Origin of the sequence: Streptococcus sp. NPS 308 (genome assembly GCF_002355895.1) — a bacterium.
Lineage (GTDB): Bacteria > Bacillota > Bacilli > Lactobacillales > Streptococcaceae > Streptococcus.
Genome location: NZ_AP017652.1, coordinates 338,359 through 359,820, shown reverse-complemented (window position 1 = coordinate 359,820; position 21,462 = coordinate 338,359). Strand labels below are relative to the sequence as shown.

Here is a 21,462-nt window from a genome sequence, read left to right as displayed (position 1 = left end):
TTCAAACAACAAGAAAAAGAGGAAACAAAGTTCCTCTTTTCATCGTTTCATTTAGGAAAGCTTATTTTTCTGTAAGTGCTGCCAATCCAGGCAATACTTTACCTTCAAGGAGTTCCATTGATGCTCCACCACCAGTAGAGATCCATGAGAACTTGTCTGCGCGACCAAGGTTGATCGCTGCTGCAGCTGAGTCACCACCACCGATGATTGATTTCACGCCTGGTTGTTTCACAATAGCGTCCATCACACCGATTGTTCCAGTTTGGAAGTCAGGGTTTTCAAATACACCCATAGGTCCGTTCCAGACAACAGTTTTCGCACCAGTCAAGGCTTCGTCAAATTTAGCGATAGATTTTGGACCGATGTCCAAACCAAGGAAGCCTGGATCAACTGCTTCACCTTCAGTGTCTTTTACTTCAGTGTAGTCAGCAAATGCGTTTGCTTCTTTTGAGTCAACTGGCAAGATCAATTTACCGTTTGCTTTTTCAAGAAGAGCTTTCGCAACATCCAATTTGTCTTCTTCTACAAGTGAGTTACCGATTTCGATACCTTGTGCTTTGTAGAATGTGTAAGTCATCCCACCACCGATAAGGACTTTATCAGCTTTTTCAAGCAAGTTTTCGATAACACCGATCTTGTCTGAAACTTTTGAACCACCAAGGATTGCTACGAATGGACGTTCTGGAGCTTCAACAGCTTCTTGGATGTAGGCAATCTCGTTTTCAAGAAGGAATCCAGCAACTGCTTTTTCAACGTTTGCTGAGATACCAACGTTAGATGCGTGTGCACGGTGAGCTGTACCGAATGCATCGTTTACGAAGATACCATCTCCAAGTGATGCCCAATATTTACCAAGTTCAGGATCGTTTTTAGATTCTTTCTTGCCGTCAACATCTTCGAAACGAGTGTTTTCAACCAAGAGAACTTGTCCATCTTCAAGAGCGTTGATCGCAGCTTCCAATTCAGCACCACGAGTGACACCTGGAAGGAAAGCAACGTCTTGACCCAATTTAGCTGCCAAGTCAGCAGCTACAGGAGCAAGTGATTTACCTTCTTTGTCTGCTTCTTCTTTTACACGTCCAAGGTGAGAGAAGAGGATTGCACGTCCACCTTGTTCAAGAATGTACTTGATAGTTGGAAGAGCTGCAGTGATACGGTTGTCATTGGTAATCACGCCATCTTTAACAGGTACGTTGAAGTCAACACGAACGAGAACTTTTTTCCCTTTCAAGTCAACGTCTTTAACAGTCAATTTTGCCATTAGATATGACTCCTTCTTTTTTTATACGTGTTAATTATATCACAAAATCAGCAAAAGAGATAGAAAAAGCCTAAACTTTTCTTGTTCTTTCTTGAGACTGAAATTAGGATTTTTTAAAATCAAATCTAGAAAAACCTTATCAAATAAGTAATCAAAGCAAGATAAAATAATCAAAACAAGGCCTGACCGACTTGCAGTCAAACCTTGTTTTTTAGTTGTTATGAGAAATTCCAAGAATTCTAAATCGATTAGTCTTCTTTCTTCTTTCTAGCAAGCAAGCCATATGCACTCATTGCTCCGAAAAGTCCCATAGCTACTAGACTGGCATCTGTTTCTACACCAGTATTTGGCAGTTGATTTGTTGACTTTTCAACTTTTACCGATGCTGCTAAAGACGCTTGGTCTGTTGTTTGTGAGTCTAGCTCTTCTTTTGTTCCAACTTCTGTGATTTCTGGGACAGCTTCCTTGAGAACTTCAGTTGAACGAAGGGTGCGTTTGCCTTGGGCATCCACCTCTACAAAGTGACGAACTTGGCCTTCCGCTCCTGCTTGAACTAGCTGACGTTGACCTTTCAGAAGGCTTGCATTTGGTCGCTCTTGACGTTCGAAGGCTACTGTATCCTCTTCAATTTCTAGTTTCGAAATTTCTAAAACTAGGTCTTTTACTCCCTCAGCCGGTTGGTTACTTGACAAAACTTTTGTTCCAACTTCTGTGATTTCTGGGAGGGCTTCCTTGAGAACTTCAGTTGAACGAAGGATGCGTTTGCCTTGGGCATCTACTTCTACTAGACGACGAACTTGGCCTTCCGCTCCTGCTTGAACTAGCTGGCGTCGTCCTTTGAGAAGCTCAGCGTTTGGTCGCTCCTGACGTTCAAAGGCTGTTGTTTCAGTTTCAATAACTAGTTCAGGGAGGGCTTCAACTGTTGGAGCCACTTCATTTGGATCCATGCTTCCAACATGATTGCTTTCTTCTGCTGGTGCTAGTTTCTTATTCAACTTTTCTTTCATGTCCGAAAAAGCTTGTGGAGTTGGTGTTTGTGAAGACAACAAAGCTTCAGCTTGGGCAATCAACTCATCTTGAGAATCTTTTTCACGGACGGACTCGAGCAAGCCTTCCAATTCTTCTCTAGCAGTTTGATAACGTTGATTTCCATCCAAGTCCGCTCCAGCTTGTTTCAATTCATTCAAGGCTTTGTTGACTTCTTCTTGACTGGCATCATGGTTTTCTGCAACAGCTTTCGCTGCATTAAGTTTCTCTACTAGTACAGCTTGTTTGTTCTCACTTGAGAAGGTATAGGCAAGGGTTGACTGGCGACCTTGGGCAGCAGTGATTTCTTGTTTGAGGTACTCATCGTTGACAGCTGCTTTTGGAGAAACCAAGACATCGAACTCAGCAGTGTGTCCCTTGTAATGCAGGGTCAAGGTTTGTCGTCCAGTCTTCTGAGCATCATAGCCCGTGATTTCAACACCTTGATCCGTAAAGGCATGACTTTCTTCCGTCTCATCATCATAGAGGACACCGAAGCGACCTTCAGAAAGATCCAGTTGATCCCCTACTAGATAGTCTGTTTTTGGTTTCTTCGTAATGTACAAACCTGCTACTTCTTTTGGTTTTCCTTCATCCTGTCCTGTCACTTGGACTTTCAGATCACCTGACACTGGTAAACCAAGGTATTGAAGTGTTAGGTTTTGTTCCCCTTTTTGATGAGCATCGTATCCAGATACCGTCACACCTGAGTGAGTAAGGTTAATCAGCTCATCGGCTTGTCCCCCTTCGTATTGAACACGGAGTGTTCCGCCTCTTAGGTCCAGTTTTTCTCCCTCTTTATAAACCGTCTTCTTAGGTCCTTTTTCGAGACTAACTGCAGCAATTTTTCTTTCATCCTGTGGAATCGCTACAGCCAAGGTGTTACTGATTTCTTTGCCAGGTAGTTGGGTACGATAATAGAGGAGATTTGGTTGTTTGTCAAAGGCCAATGGTGCTGTTGCCAAATCGCCACCAGTTTCAGTCTTCAAGGTTGCAATTGGTGTTTGTGAATCTGCCTTGTCGTAAACGGTGATGGTCGCACCTGCTGGAACATCAGAGAAGCCTAGTTGAACTTGGTGGTTTCCAAGTGAACGAGCAGCTACCTTAGCCATTGGAATATTTTGACTTTCTGTGTCCAAGGTTTCGTACATCTTCCAGTTGTAGATACGAATGGCCTTCCAAGGTGTTCCGTTATCAGATGTAATGACATGCAAACGCCAGTCTTGGGCAGTGATTGGTTTATCAAGAGTGATATCCGTCACGTGCGCTTTATTGCCACGGACTTCCTTAGCTAGTTTCCACTCGCCATCTGTATCCTTGTAATAAAGATCAAAGTCCTTGGTATTCATCAGACCATCGTTAACAGACTCACCACCAGCTCCCGCATGATCCATTACCCATCTGACAACACGACGTGGTTGAGTCAAACGAATATCGACACTACCGCTCAATTGTCCTGAAGACCACTTGTCTGACAGACTTGTAATCGTACCGTTCAACATGCCTTCGATGCCTTCCCCGCCTTCAGTATTGGGGAAAGTGCTACCGATAACTGTTGCCCCTGGAACAATATTTTCAGCCAAAGGTCTTGGGAGAGTTGTATCCTGAACAGTCATGCCCCAGTTGAATGACGCAGTTGCAGCCTCAGAACGGAGTCCATTTTTACCAACTGCAACGACTTTCAATTCTTGAGTCGTACCAGTGGCATTAGCAGAACGGCTAACTTTTGGCAAGTAGATGGTTGAAGCAGATGAACCTGTCAATAAGCGCCAGTTGTCACCGTCTTTTTCGTAGACTTCATAGAAATCTGCATCTTGGTTACCCGTAAATTGAACAACTGCTTCAGCTTCTTGAGCATTCTTAAGAGACTGTTTCACTACTGAGAGACCTGTAGGTGCTTGTGGCGCTTGGTGATTGTCCGTGATCGTTAATTGTCCTAGGTTGAACTGATAATCTTTTACAGCACCTTCATGTTCGAAGAAGAGTTTAACTGCATAGATGGTTTTACCTGCCAGTGAGCTAAGGTCAAATTCTTCATTCTTCCAGTCATCAGAGAGAGTCAGTTCTTTCCATGCAGCTGCATCCTCAAATTTGTAGTCTGGAGTCGTAGAAAAGGCCATATAAACTTTGGAGCCTTTTCCTCCCTTGTGGGCAACCCGAAGTTTGGTTTTCTCCGTTACTTCTAGTTTAGTAGAATACAAATTCACATCTTGGTCCGTCTTACCAGCTACATCACCTGAGAATTTAAGAGAGTTTCCGCCATTATAAGCATCTGTAAAGTCATATTCTGCACGGAGTTTTTCACCCGTTGAAGTCTGCCACCAGCGCCATGTTGGCAAGACACCTGAAACAGAACGGTAGTTCCATTCAGAATCCTTAGAAACTTTGCCATCTACAAACCACTTTCTACCATGACCTGTATTAAAAGAGGTAGTGAAGGTGCGTCCTACTGCTGGAGTGCGGTCCGCAACTAAATTGGCAATTCCATACCACTCTTTATCTCCTGGTTTTTGAGCCGTTGGATCCCCTTGATAACCTGTAAAGAAGATGTCTTCGTTCTTGTGGTAGTCTTCACCTGTTTTTCCTAGACTGGTAATGGTATCTGGCGCAAAAAGTCCAAGAGACAAGCGCAACTTGCCATTTTCATCTAAAAGAGCATCCCAGTTGACCTTGGTTTTATAAGAACCACCTTGTTGCAATTCTAAGCCTGCAAAGACATCATACTGGCTACGTTCTAGCCATTTAGCCATCTCTACAGAGTGATCATTCTTTTCCTTATTCCAGTTGAAATTAGCAAAAAATTGATCTGCAGGGACCTTGTCACCTTCCTTTTGCATGAATTGGTAGTTGTAATCACCTAGACCATCTTCATGGTAACGACCGTATTTGTAGGTCATGGCATCGTACCAAGCATACTTGATTGGATGGTTGACCTTAGCTGCGTATTCTTTTGTATAGAGCATGAATTGGCGCATTTTTTCACCAAGAGGTGCTACCAATTCCCCCGTTGTTTCTTGGTTGATGAAGTAGCCATCAAAGCCATAGTATTTAGCGAGATCAACAAGTTTACGTGCAATCGGGAAGGTGCCATCCTCATCTTGCTTCAAAGCGGCTGCAAATTTCTCTTGGTCAGCAATGCTGTTTGACCAGTTGAAAAAGAGGGTTCCATAAACAGGCACACCATTACGGTGGCCTGCATCAATGACATCTGGAGTAGGGACTAGGCCTTCCCAGAAGACCATTGAATCCAAGTATTGCCAGTAATCGAAGGCGTAGGCCTTGAATTCTTCTCCACCAACAGAAGCGTGGTCTTTAGCCTTTGAGTTGGTATTTGCTAGCGCCTGAACTTTGGCTCTTCTGCTTGCTTTTTCGTTAACCAACTGACCTCTATGGCGCTTGGCGAGTTCAACTGAGGATCGATTGATGGGATCATCCTCACGCGCACCTGGTTCCCATTTCAACAAATCATCCCAAGTATCAAACTTGATTTCTTTTGGTCGGAGACTCTTCTCTTCATTCTTAGGAACGTCTGCTAGACTTGGTTTGTCAGCTTTATTGTCAGCCACTTGAGGAGTTTCCTCAGGCTTGACTCCTTCTTTGTCAGTTGGTTGAGCAGGTTTTTCAGTTTTATCTGTCGGAGCTGGCTTTGCTTCTTCTTTTTCATTAACTAAATCAGCTATTGCTGGAGTGTTTTCTGAAATTGGTTGCTCAGCTACTTTGTTTTCAGTTTCCTCTAATTGTTTTTCGATGGCTGCGGTTTCTGGATTAGTCATTTCACTGGCACTTGTCGCTTGAGTGCTCGTACTAGCAGCTGTTTCAGGGGCAGCGACCTGTTCGGCAAGAGCTGGGCTCGCAAATAGAGCTGAACCAATCATCAAGGAACAAGCCCCGATGGACAGCTTACGAATACTGTAACGGCAACGTTTTTCAAAAAATAGATCTTTCATCTTATCCTCCTAATAAAATAAAAAGTAAGCGCTTTACTTTTTAGATAAAAAGCAACTGCTCTTAGTGGGCACCACCCGAACAGGATCATCTTCATTTTATCTTATATGAAAGCGATGTCAATCTGTTTGACACAAAAACTATAACTAGGATAATAATCAGTAAAATTTGGACACAATCCTATCATTCGACTCTCTTACAGTAAATTTATCCTCTATTTTTAGAGAAAGTTACCTTTTTCTTATGAAAATTTCCATTAAACACTTGTTAGATTTCCTATTATCCTTTAAAATAGAATAGGAGAAATTCCGCGATTATTTTTCGGAGGAAAAAGAAATGTCCATTAATTGGCAGGAAATTTTATTTCACTTTTTAGGTGGTCTGGGACTATTTTTATATAGTATCAAGACCATGGGAGACGGTTTGCAACAAGCTGCTGGAGATCGCCTTCGTTTTTACATTGACAAATATACCAGCAATCCCTTCTTCGGTGTGCTGGTTGGTATCGGTATGACGGCGCTGATTCAATCAAGTTCTGGTGTTACAGTCATTACAGTAGGACTTGTCAGTGCAGGACTTTTGACCTTGCGTCAGGCTATCGGTATTGTCATGGGTGCCAATATTGGAACCACCGTTACATCCTTTATCATCGGTTTTAAGCTAGGAGATTACGCCTTACCTATGCTCTTTATCGGAGCAGTTTGTCTCTTCTTCACCAAGAATCGCTCCATCAATAACATTGGACGGATTATCTTTGGTGTAGGAGGTATCTTCTTCGCTCTCAATCTTATGAGCGGTGCAATGGAACCCCTAAAAGACCTGCAAGTCTTTAGAGACTACATGGTTGAACTAAGTAAGAGTCCTATTCTAGGTGTCTTTGTCGGAACTGGATTGACCCTACTCATTCAGGCTTCATCCGCCACTATCGGTATCTTACAGAATCTGTACGCAAGTGGTTTGATTGACCTACAAGGTGCCCTACCGGTCTTGTTTGGTGATAATATCGGAACGACCATTACAGCCATCATTGCTTCTCTTGGAGCCAATATCGCTGCCAAACGTGTTGCCGGTGCCCATGTCGCCTTTAACGTAATTGGTACGGTTATCTGTATTGTCTTCCTTGTACCTTTCACGGGCTTGATTCAATGGTTTGAATCGGCGCTCAATCTAGCTCCAGAAATGACCATTGCCTTTGCTCACGGAACCTTTAATATTACAAATACCATTATCCAGTTCCCATTCATCGGTGCCTTGGCTTACATTGTGACCAAGCTCATTCCTGGTGAAGATGAAGTTGTTAAATACGAGGCTCTCTACTTGGATGAACAACTCATCAAACAGGCGCCTTCTATCGCTCTAGGAAATGCCAAAAAAGAACTTCTTCACTTGGGGAACTATGCTGCAAAAGCTTTTGACCTTTCCTACGACTACATCGTTAATCTAGATGAAAAACTAGCGGAGAAAGGCCACAAGACTGAAGAAGCTATTAACACAATTGACGAAAAACTCACTCGTTACCTAATTAGCCTTTCAAGCGAATCATTGAGTCAAAAGGAAAGTGAAATCCTAACCAACATCCTCGACTCGTCTCGTGATTTGGAACGGATTGGAGACCACGCAGAAGGGTTAATCAACCTAACAGACTATCTCCAACGCAAGAATGTTCAGTTCTCTGAGGCCGCTTTGAAAGAGCTAGCTGAGATTTATCACGCTACCACTGAGTTCATCAAAGATGCCCTTGATAGTGTGGAAAACAACGATACTGAGAAAGCTCAAAGTCTAATTGAACGCCATAAAGAAATCAACAATATGGAACGCATTCTCAGAAAGACCCATATCAAACGCCTTAACAAGGGTGAGTGTTCTACACAAGCTGGAGTCAACTTTATCGACATCATTTCCCACTACACTCGTGTATCTGACCACGCCATGAACCTTGCTGAAAAGGTCATCGCTGAACAAATCTAATAAACAAAAAGCTATCCTGAATGGGATGGCTTTTTCGTCTACTCATCAAGAATGTCTTTTCTAGCATATAGAAAAATGCTTTGATTCACAATGGAATCAAAGCATTTTAAAGAGTTCACCAAACATAATAGCAGAAACTGCAGTTCCTCTGTACTTAGCTTCTTCTCTTTTGATAAAGCGAGCCAAATTGATCAATTCAGGTGCTGGGTGTTTGGGATTGGTGAGCAATTCACGGGTGACCAGTCCTGAGAGACGGACTGCTAGTAACTGCTCATTTGTAGTAGGCAGTTTCTTAGCAGTCTCTAGGAGAGCAGCGACTAAATCGTCACTCAAGCCCTGACGGGCATGGTTATAGAGGTCTTTTATTAAGCTTTCTAGATTTGCTTCTGCCATCCCGAGCAATCTCCCTTATGTTTAATAATTTTTAATCAAATCAACCGTTGAACGATCCAATTTTTTCACCAAGGCTTGCAAGAAAGCTTGGGCTTCTAGGAAGTCATCCATCGCGTAGAGGGTTTGGTGAGAGTGGATATAACGTGCACAGACACCGATAGTTGTAGATGGGACACCACCATTTTTCAGATGAGCTGCTCCAGCGTCCGTTCCGCCTTTTCCACAGTAGTATTGGTACTTGATGCCAGCTTCTTCAGCCGTTGTCAAAAGGAAATCCTTCATATCTGGGAGAAGCAAGTGACCTGGATCGTAGAAGCGAATCAAGGTGCCATCCCCAATCTTGCCTTGGCCACCGTAGACATCACCAGCAGGTGAACAGTCAACTGCTAGGAAAACTTCTGGGTCAAACTTAGTTGTAGAAGTATGAGCGCCACGAAGACCAACCTCTTCTTGGACGTTAGAGCCAAGATAGAGTTCATTGCCAAGTTTTTGACCTGACAAGGCTTGAGCTAACTCGCTCACCATGAGAACACCGTAGCGATTGTCCCAAGCTTTAGAGATGATATTTTTTTCATTGGCTGTCAAGATAGCAGAGCTATCAGGGACAATGGTGTCACCTGGACGGATTCCAAAACTTTCTGCTTCAGCCTTGTCCGCAAAACCGCCATCAAAAATGATATCCGAAATAGCTGGCATGGTTGGTCCACCTGTTCCACGTGTCAAATGTGGAGGGACAGAACCTGAGATCACTGGAATTTCACGACCGTCACGAGTAAAGAGTTTAAAGCGTTGGCTGCTGACCACCATAGGGTTCCAGCCACCGATTTCAACGACACGGAAGGTACCATCTGGCTTAATCTCACTAACCATAAAACCAACTTCATCCATATGAGAAGCAACCAAAACACGGGGCGAATCGGTAGCTTCTGAATGTTTAATACCAAAAATACCACCCAAGCCATCTGTCACCACTTCATCCACGTGCGGTGTCAACTTTTCACGAAGATAAGTCCGGACAGGCGCTTCATGACCTGAGATTGCAGCAAGCTCTGTTACTTCTTTGATTTTTGAAAATAATGTTGTCATATCAGTTCCTTCTTTCTGTCCTCCATTTTACCACTTTTTATAGGAGAAGGATAGTGGAAATCATCATTCCAACTTGAAACTGCTTATAAATAAAACAAATCACCATTGTAATTCGTTTTATTTATGATTTCGTTTGAGGGAAAAGTGGTCTGGCACAGGATCCTTGCCTATTTTCGACCAAGGATGACATCGGAGAATACGAGCCAAGCCCATCAAAACACCCTTGAAGCCATGTTTTTCAATAGCCTGAATCATGTAGTTGGAACATGTAGGCTCAAAACGACAAGAGGGTGGAAAGGCTGGTGAGATAAAGCGTTGGTAAAAGCGTACTGGCGCTATTAAGATTCGTTTCATTATTTCTTGGTTACAGCCATAGTGTGTAGTTGGCTGATTTCTTTTTTATTGAGGCGACGGGATTCTCCCGGACGAAGGCCTGTCAAGTCTAGGTGTCCAAAACGTGTCCGAGATAACTTATCTACTTGGAGACCGACAGCTTCAAACATCTTTTTAACCTGGTGGTTACGCCCTTCATGAATGGTCAACTGTACTACAGAGCGGTTTTTGACTGGGTCTACTTTAAGAATCTCATAAACAGCTGGCTTGGTTTTCTTGCCATCAATCTCAAGTCCACGGGTCAAGGGACGGAGATTGTCCTTATTGGCTACGCCTTTAACACGCGCAACGTAGACCTTATCAATCTCATTACGGGGGTGAATCATCTCGTCTGTAAAGTCCCCATCATTGGTCAAAATCAAGACACCGGATGTATCCCAGTCCAAACGTCCAACTGGATAGATTCGTTCTTTGACATTTGGCAAGAGATCCACAACAGTCTTGCGGCCCTTGTCATCTGTCACACTGGAAATCACTCCACGTGGTTTATTAAGCAGATAGTAGACCTTTTCTTCGTTGTAGATTGGTTGACCTTCAACTTCAACCTTGTCGCCAGTCTTGATGGTCGTTGCTAGTTCACGCACCACTTGGCCGTTGACCGTCACCAAGCCTTGCTTGATCAGCTCTTCTGCTTTTCTCCTACTGGCCACACCTGCGTGGGCAATATATTTATTGATTCTCATCTTCTTCTATCCTTTCACCAAATAATTGGCTTTCTTGCGCTTGAATCTCAAGCTCATCAATCACTGGGAGTTCTTCCAAATGATTGATCCCCATGTAATCTAGGAAATAATCCGTAGTCACATAGAGGTTGGGGCGACCCAACACTTCTTTTTTCCCGTCTTCTCGTATCAAATCAAATGCCTGCAACTTTGCCAAAGCTCCACTCGAATTGACTCCACGGATAGCATCAATTTCTATCCGCGTAATCGGCTGCTTGTAGGCAATGATGGACAAGGTCTCAAGGGCTGCCCGAGATAAACTCTGGTTAATGGGCGCCTTGGAGTATTCCTTCAAAATCGCTGCAAATTGAGGCTTGGTCACCAATCTGTAAGCGCCCCCTGTCTCGATCAGGGACAAGCTCGACTCTTGGTCTTTTTCATACTTTTGGGCTAATTTTTCTAAACTCTGCTGGATGCCTGTCGGGGGAAGTGAGAGGAGTTCAGCCAACTGACGGACTCGAATCCCATCTTCACCTGCTACAAACAAGAGCGCTTCTATTTCTGCTAAAGTACTCATCTTTCCTCTCTATCAAGTCTAGCTTTATGCCTCTTGACTTTCTTCCTTCTTTTCCATGAGATAGATATCTCCGAAACTCTCCTCTTGCACGAGGATCAGCTCCTGGGTTTTGATTAACTCTAGGGTTGCCAAAAAGAGGGTAATGACCTCTTGGACATTCTGGGCTTCCTTGAACAAATCCTGCAAACGCAACTGGTCTCGTCCAGTCAAGGACTCTTTTACAATGCCCATCATGTCCTCAATCTTATACTCATCCCGCAAGATGGTCGTGTGATTCTGAGCGAACTCCTCTTTTTTCTTGGCTAGGATATTTGAAAAAGCCAAAAAGAGGTCAATGGTCGTCCTATCATGTACAAGCTCCGCATCTTCGTAGATCAACTCTGTCGGCGCTTTGGAATAGTACTGGGCCCGATTTTGGTGCTTGGCCTCCAAGTGCTCACCCAGGAGCTTGAATTTGCGGTATTCTTCGATTTGGGAGAGGAGATCCTGCTCCAGGTCATCCTCCGAATCAGCCACTTCTGCTACCTTTGGCAGGAGCTTTCGGCTCTTGATCAGCATGAGCTGACTAGCCATGACCATGTACTCACCCGTCACTTCCAGACGCATGGCCTGCAGGGTTGAGACATAGGCTAGATACTGTTCGATGACTTCCGTAATGGGCACATCGTAAATATCCATCTGATACTTGGAAACCAGGTGCAAGAGCAAGTCCAGGGGCCCTTCAAAATCTTTTAATTTAATATCCATTATCTATATTTCTCTAAGGTCAGGACTGTTTTTAATCCTAGTTTTTTTGCAATTTCGTACAAATCGACCTTGTTTTCTATTTGTCTTAGAATGAACTGTTCCCGCAAGGCTTGGGCTGATAAGGCTGGGAAACCTTTCTCCTTGACAAAGGACTCCAGCTGACGAAAGGCCCACTGACGAGAATAGGCTTTCCCTCCCCTTTCAAAGAGATAGGTCTGCCCCATCAAGGGGTCCAATTCTGAAAGCAAGGTCCTAGGAATGGTGACAATCCTCTGTTGGGAAGCCTTGTTAATTCGCAACACCTGAAAATCCAGATTGATATCTGCAACCTTAAGGGCTAAAATCTCACTTGGCAAAAGTCCCATTTCTAGGATTAAGAGCGCCAGCAAGCGTCCCTCTGGATAATTACTTTCCTGCCAAAAAGAGTCTAAGTCTAGAATTTCTGGCTTTTCAGTCTTCTTTTCAGCTTGTTTGGCTAATTCCAGACGGTAAAAACTGTCCACCTCTCCTTTTTGATAGAGAAAGTAGAGAAATTGGTTACAGGCTGAAAGTTTCCGTTTCTGGGCGCTGATTTTTAGATTGGCTAGTTGGGCTTGGTAAATCTTGAGACTAGTCTCAGAGATCCGCTCACCTACAATGTCTAAAAATTGCTCCAGATCATACTTATAAGATTGCTTTGAATTGGCAGACAAGCTCTGCTTTTTCTCTAAAAAGTCTGAAATCCTATCTCTCATTTGCATCGAATCTCATATTCCTTACTAAAGTCATGCAAAAGGGCATTGACGGCCTTGAGGATGGACTTGCGCGTGATAATTCCTTGGAAAATTCCTTCATCATCTACGACTGGCAAGAAGGGTTCATCTACCAGTTTATGGAGGACTTCAGTGATATTATAGTCTGGAGCGACGACTGCTACATCCGTCTTGGTCATATTGACGATATCTGTCGTTGCCATCTGTTCATCTGTCAAACCTTGCTCCATTTGATAAGCCAAAATGTCTCTCAGACCAATGGTTCCGACAAAGCGTTTGTCAAAGGTCACAACAGGGATACGGGTATAGGTGATTTGACTCAATACCAAAATCGCATGGTCAGCGTTATGGGTATCAATCAAAGCTGCTAGATTGTCAGCAGGGGTGAGAAAGGTTCCTTCCTGTTCCAGTAAAAATGCTTCAAATTCCTTGGCAATCATCGAGCAAACTCCTTGGACAAGCCTGGATAAACCTCATGGTCACGTGTCAAAAAGTCTACTTTAAAATAGCTGTCATCAATCTCCACTCGAGCATAGAGACATTCTCTGATAGTCCCTCGTGGTTGGCTGATGGAGCCTGGATTTAAAAAGAGTGTTTTGCCTTCCATCCAAGCATTTGGCACATGCAAGTGACCATAGAGACAGATATCGGCATCTTCTTCCTGAGCCCAGTAGTCCAACTTTTGAAAGTTGAAATTGATATCAAACAAGTGTCCATGCGTCTGGATAATCTTAGTCGGACCAAGTTGAGTCACCAAACGTTCTGGATAACCAGCATAAAAGTCCATATTTCCTTTGACGACATGGATGCCTTCCCAGAGCGGAGAGTCTGGACGGAGTTCAGAGTCACCATCGTGAAAAATGGCATCAACTTTCCCCAGATAGCGGTCACGGATTTCTTCCACAATCAAGCTATCTCCGTGGGAGTCACTCATTACAATGATGGTTTGCTTTGCCATGCTGGAAATACCTCCAAAAGTTTCTTAACGGCTAAGGCACGGTGGGATTGGCTATTTTTTTCTTCAAGGGTTAATTCAGCTGCTGACTTACCTGTCTCTCCCACAAGGAAAAGGGGATCATAGCCAAAGCCATTTTCGCCCTTGGGTTCAAAGTTAATGTAGCCTGGCCAGTCAGCTTCAACAACCAAGCTTTCCTTGTTTGGACTAGCTACGACTAGGGTTGTATGGAATTGAGCTGAGCGGTCCTTGAGTTCAAAGACCATGGCCAATTCGTGCAAGAGCTTGGCATTGTTTTCACGATCAGTCGCCCCCACTCCTGCAAAACGGGCTGACCAGACTCCTGGCAAACCACCGAGGACATCGACTTTGAGACCAGAGTCATCTGCTAGCACCATCTTTCCTGTTAATTGGGAAATGGTTTCTGCCTTGAGGCGGGCATTTTCTTCAAAGGTCATACCAGTTTCGGCTACTTCAGGCAGGTCAGGGTAGTCATTGAGATTTTCCACATCATAGCCAAGTTTGTCAAAGATAGCTCGGAATTCCTTGGTCTTGCCCTCGTTACGAGTCGCAATGAGCAGAGTTTCTCTAACCTTGCTAGTTTCAAAGAAGGCTTCTACATCGACTCCTTCTTTAGGCAATTCAACATGCAAAAGCTTTCCATTTTCAACCAAGAGCAGAGCTCCCTGACGTTGGATGACTTCCAAGTTACGTCCTGCTTCCGCATTTAAAATCTCAACGATAAAGGAGAGCAGACGGTAGTTAGAAGACCAGCGCATCACCGTTATCGTAATTGGAAAGCCATTTTCCTCATCACGAAAAATCCGCGCCAAATCCATAAAATCAAGATTAAGCGGATCTTTGATGAGACTGTAGATGCCTCCATAGACGTCCCAGACACCCACATACCAGTCCTGGTCGTCCTTGTATTCATAAATTTTGTTTGTCATAATGTTACATGCTCCACATGAATCTCTTTTTCCAGCCATTCTGCTCCAATTTGGGCAAAACTTTGGCTGCTAGCTGTTGTGTAAAAACGGTGTTGAAGAGGCCCCGCATCTCGGCTACGATTGATTTCAAAATAGTTAAGCAAAACCGAGATATCCCGTACACACTCTGCTCCACTATCGATGAGTTTCACATCTGGTCCCATGACATTTTGGATGATGGGGCGAAGGAGCGGATAATGGGTACACCCCAGAATCAAGCTATCCACCTTGCCGACCAAGGGACGCAGGGTTTCATAGACCACTTTCTTGGTGACACTGGTCGACAGGGCACCAGACTCCACCAAGGGGGCAAACTTGGGACAGGCCAAACTCTCCACCTGTAAATCCGGATCCAGATCATGGATTTTCTGACGATAGATGTCTGATTGTACCGTCATGGGAGTTCCAATCACCCCGATTTTCCCACCTTGACTGGACTTGATGGCTGCCGAAGCTCCAGGCAAAATTACACCTAGAACAGGAATGTCTAGTTTCGCCTTGATTTCTTCCCAGACGACCGCAGTCGCAGTATTACAAGCAATGACAATCATTTTGACATCCTTGGTCAAGAGAAAGTTGACCAACTGCCAAGTATACTCACGAATTTGCTCAGCAGGACGGGGACCATAAGGCGCCCGCGCCGAATCTCCAATATAGACGATTTCTTCATGGGGAAGCTGGCGCATGAGCTCACGAACAACAGTCAAGCCCCCGACACCTGAATCCAAAAAACCAATCGGTCGATTATCCATACAGTCTTCTTTCTAGTCTTTTTTCTGATTGATAGTTCATCATAATTACTCGTCCTAAATGAACGGATAGACAGCTTGATAGAATGGCAACTGCCTCTCTTTTAATCATAATCAAATATCAATAGAATGCAAGGAAAAAGTCTTATCCTTGAGAACTATTGAACATAGTGAGAAGTCTGGAACTTTCATCCCAGACTTTTCCTATTTATTTCTTTTTATTGTTAGCAAGGGCTGCTTTTTGTTGGCGGATGATTTGGTGGTAAACTTGTTGTACCTTGGCTTCGCTTGGTTTTTGACCATTTGCGCTCAAAAGGGCACGAACTGCCTCAGCGTTTAAACGTGGGTTGTCCGCAAATTCTTTTTCGATTTGCTTACGAACCAAATACATACCTCCAAGAGCTCCTCCTAGAAAAGCTAGCACAATCAAGATAATTGCTAAAAGTAAATCCATTCTTTTTCTCCTGTTTCTTTTTGAGTCTTCTATATTATACCATAAAGTAACTTTCCTGACTAGTTTGTTTTACGCTTTCAAGAGGGGGGCAAGTCAATTCTAAGCTAGTCTTATAATCAGATTGAACTATGAAATTACGAATAATTCCACCCTTTCCTCTCTTTCTTCTACTATTTTAAGAAAAAGCAATATCAAATATGTTTTTCACCAAAAACCTCTTGACAAATGCTAGATGACCAGTAGAATGAGAGGTAAATAGAAACAAAAATATAGGGATTTGTTTTACAAAATGTAAACGGTTCCAAATACTAAAGGAGATTTCTATGGATAAAAGATTTTGGGAGAAATCCTGTCGCTATAGCATCCGCAAACTGACGGTTGGGACTGCTTCTGTTTTGCTAGGGGCTGTTTTTCTATCCAGTCATACAGTCTCAGCTGATAGTATTGAAGTGCAGCAAAGTGACCCAAGTGTTGTCGAGACTACTATTAAACCTGATAGTGGATCAGAGCAGATTGAACCGACCGAGACCGCTAAACCAGCTCTAGTTGAGACTCCAAGTACCGAAAGCAATCCTGCTGAAACTCCACAAGCTACAAATAGCCAAACTATTTCTGATGCCATTGTTGAAACAAACGAAAACAAGGAGAATGAAAATACCGAGCTACCCGTGACAAAGCAAGAAAACTATCAACTCAACTACAATCAACCAACACCCCCTTCCTATGATGGATGGGAAAAACAAGCTCTCCCAGTCGGAAACGGAGAAATGGGAGCCAAGGTCTTTGGTCTAATTGGTGAAGAAAGAATCCAGTACAACGAAAAGACCCTCTGGTCTGGAGGACCACAACCCGATAGCACCGACTATAATGGAGGGAACTACAAGGATCGCTACAAGGTCTTGGCGGAGATTCGTAAAGCTCTCGAAGATGGAGATCGCCAAAAAGCCAAACAACTGGCTGAACAAAATCTAGTCGGACCAAACAACGCCCAGTATGGACGTTACCTAGCCTTTGGTGATATTTTTATGGTCTTCAATAACCAGAAAAAGGGTTTGGATACAGTAACAGATTATCACCGCGGTTTGGATATCACAGAGGCTACTACAACCACTTCTTACACCCAAGATGGGACGACCTTCAAACGCGAAACCTTCTCCAGCTATCCTGATGATGTCACCGTGACCCACTTGACTAAAAAAGGAAATAAGACGCTCGACTTTACCCTTTGGAACAGCTTGACAGAGGACTTGCTTGCTAATGGTGACTACTCTTGGGAATATTCCAACTATAAGAACGGACATGTTACTACAGATGAACATGGAATCCTTCTAAAAGGAACTGTCAAAGATAACGGTCTCAAATTTGCATCCTATCTAGGAATTAAAACGGACGGAACAGTCACTGTTCAGAATGAGACTCTAACCGTTACAGGCGCAAGCTATGCGACCCTCTATCTAAGCGCCAAGACTAATTTTGCTCAAAATCCAAAAACCAATTATCGAAAAGACATTGACCTCGAAAAAACAGTTAAAGGGATTGTCGAAGCTGCTAAGGCCAAAGACTACGAGACACTTAAAAAGGACCATATCAAGGATTATCAAAGTCTCTTTAACCGCGTTAAACTAAATCTAGGCGGAAACAAGACTGCTCAAACGACAAAAGAGGCCCTTCAAGGCTATAACCCAGAAAAAGGGCAAAAATTGGAAGAACTCTTCTTCCAATACGGACGTTATTTACTCATCAGTTCGTCTCGTGATCGGACAGATGCCCTTCCTGCTAACCTGCAGGGAGTCTGGAATGCCGTAGACAATCCACCTTGGAACGCTGATTACCACCTCAATGTCAACTTGCAAATGAATTATTGGCCAGCCTACATGAGCAACCTTGCTGAAACTGCCAAGCCAATGATCAATTACATTGACGACATGCGCTATTATGGCCGTATCGCTGCCAAAGAATACGCTGGTATCGAATCCAAAGACGGACAAGAAAATGGTTGGCTGGTCCACACTCAAGCAACACCATTTGGCTGGACTACTCCTGGTTGGAATTACTATTGGGGTTGGTCGCCAGCCGCTAATGCCTGGATGATGCAGAACGTCTATGACTACTATAAATTCACCAAGGATGAGACTTATCTCAAAGAAAAGATCTATCCTATGTTGAAAGAGACTGCTAAGTTCTGGAACTCCTTCTTACACTATGACCAGGCCAGTGACCGTTGGGTGTCTTCTCCATCCTACTCACCAGAACACGGTACCATCACCATCGGAAACACCTTTGACCAGTCGCTAGTCTGGCAGCTATTTCATGACTACATGGAAGTTGCCAACCATCTGAAAGTCGACCAAGACTTAGTCACAGAGGTCAAGGCTAAATTTGACAAACTAAAACCCCTTCACATCAACAATGAAGGCCGTATCAAGGAATGGTACGAGGAGGACAGTCCGCAATTCACAAATGAAGGCATTGAAAATAATCACCGCCACGTGTCTCATCTGGTAGGTCTCTTCCCGGGTACGCTCTTTAGCAAGGACCAAGCTGAATACCTAGAGGCTGCGCGTGCTACCCTCAACCACCGTGGAGATGGTGGTACTGGTTGGTCTAAGGCCAATAAAATCAACCTCTGGGCTCGTCTCTTGGACGGTAACCGTGCCCATCGCTTACTCGCTGAACAGCTCAAATACTCAACCCTAGAAAACCTTTGGGATACCCACGCGCCATTCCAAATTGATGGAAACTTTGGAGCAACTAGTGGTATGGCCGAAATGCTCCTGCAATCTCATACTGGCTATATTGCGCCATTACCAGCCCTTCCAGATGCTTGGAAAGACGGTCAAGTTTCTGGCTTGATTGCCCGTGGTAACTTTGAAGTCAGCATGAAGTGGAAAGATAAAAACCTTCAAAGCTTGTCCTTCCTGTCAAATGTCGGCGGAGACTTGGTTGTAGACTATCCAAATATAGAAGCCAGTCAGGTTAAGGTCAATGGCAAAGCAGTCAAGGCAACTGTCCTAAAAGATGGTCGCATCCAACTGGCAACACAAAAAGGTGATGTCATTACCTTTGAACATTTCCCTGGTCGTGTAACCAGTCTGACAGCAGTTCGACAAAATGGAGTCACTGCCGAACTCACCTTCAACCAAGTAGAAGGTGCTACCCACTATGTCATCCAAAGACAAGTAAAAGACGAATCTGGCCAAACCTCTGCAACTAGAGAATTTGTAACCAATCAAACACACTTTGTCGACCGCTCACTAGATCCTCAACTCGCCTATACCTATACCGTCAAGGCTATGCTGGGAGAAGTTCCTACCCAAGTATCTGAACAGGTCACTGTAGAAACTCCTAGTGAATTGATGGATGATCGGGACGGTCGTATCCAATACGGAGCTGCCTTTGGAAACTGGGCAGACTCAGAATTATTTGGAGGAACGGAGAAGTTTGCTGACCTTTCAAAAGGAAACTACACAGACGAAGACATCACTGCCACCATTCCTTTCAATGGTGTTGGTATCGAAATCTATGGACTAAAATCGTCTGAGCTAGGTCTTGCTACTGCTAAAATTGATGGCAAAGAGGTCGGCGAACTTGATTTCCACACTGCTGGGGCAACTGAAAAAGGTAGCCTCATCGGTCGCTTCACAGGATTGTCAGACGGACCTCATACATTGACTCTTAGCGTTAAACGTGAGCATAAAGGACGTGGAAGTGAACGCTCGAAAATTTCCTTAGACTACTTCAAGGTCCTATCAGGAAAAGGAAGTACGATTGAAAAAATGGATGACCGTGATTCGCGCATCCAGTATGGTTCCCAGTTTAAGGACTGGTCTGACTCTGAACTCTACGGAGGTACGGAAAAATACGCTGACATCAACAACAGCGACTCTAGTGCAGCTTCAGAAGCTCAGGCAACTATTTCCTTTACTGGTACAGGCATTCGTATCTATGGCTTGAAAACTACCGAGCTAGGTAAAGCGCTTGTGACACTGGATGGAAAAGAAATGCCTGCTTTGGATTTCTATACGTCAGGCGCAACTGAAAAGAGAGCCTTTATTGGCGAATTTACAAATCTCACTGACGGTCCGCACACCCTGACATTACGTGTTGACCCAGATTCACCAGAAGGTCGCAAGAAAATTTCTCTAGATTCCTTTGATATCATCAAAGCCCCTGCTATTGGTATAGATAGTCCAAGTATCGCTCCTCTCAAGGAAAATGACAAAGAAATTTCCTTAACCCTACCATCTGGAGACTGGGAAGCCATCGCAGTGACCTTCCCAGGTGTCAAAGATCCTCTAGTATTGCGCAAAGTGGACGAAACGCATCTGGTTACAAGTGGGGATCAGACCGTGCTATCAATCCAAGACAAGCAAGTTCAAATCCCAATCCCTGAGGCTACTGATCGACAAACTGGAAAAGCGATTGAAGCTTATGCCATTCAAGGAACTACCACAAGCAGTCCTGTCGTAGCTGTCTTTACTAAAAAAGATGAGAAGAAGGTTGATGAGAAGCAGCCAACTACAAGCAAGGGAGATGAACCAGCTCCTACTGTTGACATTCCGGAATATACTGATCCTATCGGAACTGCAGGACAAGAAGAGCCACCTACAGTTGAAAATCCTGAATATACTGATCCTATCGGAACTCCGGGAGAACAAGAAGCTCCAACAGTAGAAATTCCTGAATACACCGATCCTATCGGAACGGCGGGGCAAGAAGAGTCTCCTACTGTTGAAAAACCTGAGTACACTGACCCTATCGGGACTGCAGGGCAAGAGGAACCGCCTACAGTGACAATTCCTGAGTACACCGAGCCTATAGGAACGGCAGGGCAAGAGGAAGCTCCTACTGTTGAAAAAACTGAGTACACTGACCCTATCGGAACTAGTGGGGATCAGGCTGCTCCAACCCTTACCCTTCCTGATTATCCAGTTCGAGTCTTAAAAGATAAGGAAACTGGAGTGGAAATTATTGGTGGAGTCACTGACTTAGAAGGAATTTCTCATATCTCTAGCCGACATGTCCTAGCTCAGGAACTCTTTGGCAAGACCTATGATGCTTACGACCTACAACTTAAAAATCCAACAGATCATAACTTGCAGCCAAAAGGCTCTGTCTTGGTTCGCTTGCCTATTTCAGCTAGCGTAGAAAAGGTCTATTATATTACTCCGACCAAGGAGTTGCAAGCCCTTGATTTCGATGTTCGAGAAGGAAAGGCAGAATTCATCACTAGTCATTTCAGTACCTATGCTGTCGTCTATCAAGCTGCTGGAACAAGCTCTAACACTGAGGAAAAACCAAGTGCTTCAGATGAAGAAACCTTGGCACACGAGGCTGAACAACTTTCAGCTAGTCCGAGTCTTGCTAAAGCTGGAAATCATTATCCTAAAGAACAACTTCCAGCAACAGGAGAAGCATCTAATCCACTCCTCTTCTTAGCAGGCCTCAGCCTAGCCCTCACAGCCACTTTTATGTTAAAAGGGAGAAAGGATGACTCCAACTAAC

At 44.0% G+C, this 21,462-nt stretch carries 16 protein-coding genes; 2 read left to right on the top strand and 14 right to left on the bottom strand.

Going from position 1 to position 21,462, the window contains the following annotated elements; all coding sequences use genetic code 11:
- Positions 1–61: 61 nt before the first annotated feature.
- Together SNAG_RS01955 and SNAG_RS01945 are read right to left on the bottom strand one after the other, a co-directional pair.
- Positions 62–1,261 carry a phosphoglycerate kinase gene (locus SNAG_RS01955; protein WP_096406078.1) on the bottom strand — a complete coding sequence of 400 codons (1,200 nt, stop codon included), beginning with the start codon at positions 1,259–1,261 and terminating at the stop codon, positions 62–64.
- A 248-nt stretch (positions 1,262–1,509) separates the two neighbouring features.
- Positions 1,510–6,234 carry an endo-beta-N-acetylglucosaminidase gene (locus SNAG_RS01945; protein ID WP_096406073.1) on the bottom strand — a complete coding sequence of 1,575 codons (4,725 nt, stop codon included), beginning with the start codon at positions 6,232–6,234 and terminating at the stop codon, positions 1,510–1,512.
- Between the two features lie 334 nt (positions 6,235–6,568).
- Here SNAG_RS01945 and SNAG_RS01940 point away from each other — a divergent pair, with 334 nt between their 5' ends.
- Positions 6,569–8,200 carry a Na/Pi cotransporter family protein gene (locus SNAG_RS01940; protein ID WP_096406070.1) on the top strand — a complete coding sequence of 544 codons (1,632 nt, stop codon included), beginning with the start codon at positions 6,569–6,571 and terminating at the stop codon, positions 8,198–8,200.
- 96 nt (positions 8,201–8,296) lie between these two features.
- On the opposite strand, the gene SNAG_RS01935 is transcribed toward SNAG_RS01940, so the two are convergent.
- The 12 genes from SNAG_RS01935 to SNAG_RS01880 all read right to left on the bottom strand — a co-directional run bounded on the left by SNAG_RS01935 (position 8,297) and on the right by SNAG_RS01880 (position 15,957).
- Positions 8,297–8,593, bottom strand: coding sequence for a bacteriocin immunity protein (locus SNAG_RS01935; RefSeq protein WP_061409640.1), 297 nt, complete (start codon positions 8,591–8,593; stop codon positions 8,297–8,299).
- 21 nt (positions 8,594–8,614) lie between these two features.
- On the bottom strand, positions 8,615–9,679 hold the full coding sequence (gene pepA, locus SNAG_RS01930; RefSeq protein WP_096406068.1) for a glutamyl aminopeptidase: 1,065 nt from the start codon (positions 9,677–9,679) through the stop codon (positions 8,615–8,617).
- Positions 9,680–9,796: 117 nt separating this feature from the next.
- A complete protein-coding gene (gene yidD / locus SNAG_RS01925) occupies positions 9,797–10,033 on the bottom strand; it encodes a membrane protein insertion efficiency factor YidD (protein ID WP_084856689.1) in 237 nt (78 codons plus the stop codon).
- On the bottom strand, positions 10,033–10,755 hold the full coding sequence (locus tag SNAG_RS01920; protein WP_001222234.1) for a pseudouridine synthase: 723 nt from the start codon (positions 10,753–10,755) through the stop codon (positions 10,033–10,035). The genes yidD and SNAG_RS01920 overlap by 1 nt, the downstream gene beginning before the upstream one ends.
- Positions 10,742–11,311, bottom strand: a complete 570-nt coding sequence (scpB, locus tag SNAG_RS01915) for an SMC-Scp complex subunit ScpB (RefSeq protein ID WP_000105288.1) — start codon at positions 11,309–11,311, stop codon at positions 10,742–10,744. The genes SNAG_RS01920 and scpB overlap by 14 nt, the downstream gene beginning before the upstream one ends.
- A 24-nt stretch (positions 11,312–11,335) precedes the next feature.
- Positions 11,336–12,058 carry a segregation/condensation protein A gene (locus SNAG_RS01910; protein WP_096406065.1) on the bottom strand — a complete coding sequence of 241 codons (723 nt, stop codon included), beginning with the start codon at positions 12,056–12,058 and terminating at the stop codon, positions 11,336–11,338.
- Positions 12,058–12,792, bottom strand: a complete 735-nt coding sequence (gene xerD, locus SNAG_RS01905; protein ID WP_331712079.1) for a site-specific tyrosine recombinase XerD — start codon at positions 12,790–12,792, stop codon at positions 12,058–12,060. The genes SNAG_RS01910 and xerD overlap by 1 nt, the downstream gene beginning before the upstream one ends.
- The gene (gene cbpB / locus SNAG_RS01900) at positions 12,789–13,250 is read right to left on the bottom strand and encodes a cyclic-di-AMP-binding protein CbpB (protein ID WP_033629338.1); all 462 of its coding nucleotides are present in this window, start codon (positions 13,248–13,250) and stop codon (positions 12,789–12,791) included. The genes xerD and cbpB overlap by 4 nt, the downstream gene beginning before the upstream one ends.
- Complete coding sequence (locus SNAG_RS01895; protein WP_001118939.1) at positions 13,247–13,768, bottom strand: metallophosphoesterase; 522 nt, start codon at positions 13,766–13,768, stop codon at positions 13,247–13,249. Before SNAG_RS01895 ends, cbpB begins: the two co-directional genes overlap by 4 nt.
- On the bottom strand, positions 13,744–14,715 hold the full coding sequence (locus SNAG_RS01890; RefSeq protein WP_096406060.1) for a nucleoside-triphosphate diphosphatase: 972 nt from the start codon (positions 14,713–14,715) through the stop codon (positions 13,744–13,746). The genes SNAG_RS01895 and SNAG_RS01890 overlap by 25 nt, the downstream gene beginning before the upstream one ends.
- Positions 14,712–15,506, bottom strand: a complete 795-nt coding sequence (racE, locus tag SNAG_RS01885) for a glutamate racemase (RefSeq protein WP_000370362.1) — start codon at positions 15,504–15,506, stop codon at positions 14,712–14,714. Before racE ends, SNAG_RS01890 begins: the two co-directional genes overlap by 4 nt.
- A 205-nt stretch (positions 15,507–15,711) precedes the next feature.
- Complete coding sequence (locus SNAG_RS01880) at positions 15,712–15,957, bottom strand: YneF family protein (protein WP_000364980.1); 246 nt, start codon at positions 15,955–15,957, stop codon at positions 15,712–15,714.
- A gap of 323 nt (positions 15,958–16,280) precedes the next feature.
- Between SNAG_RS01880 and SNAG_RS01875 the strand changes: the two genes are divergently transcribed.
- Positions 16,281–21,461 carry an SIALI-17 repeat-containing surface protein gene (locus tag SNAG_RS01875; RefSeq protein ID WP_096406057.1) on the top strand — a complete coding sequence of 1,727 codons (5,181 nt, stop codon included), beginning with the start codon at positions 16,281–16,283 and terminating at the stop codon, positions 21,459–21,461.
- Position 21,462: the final 1 nt, after the last annotated feature.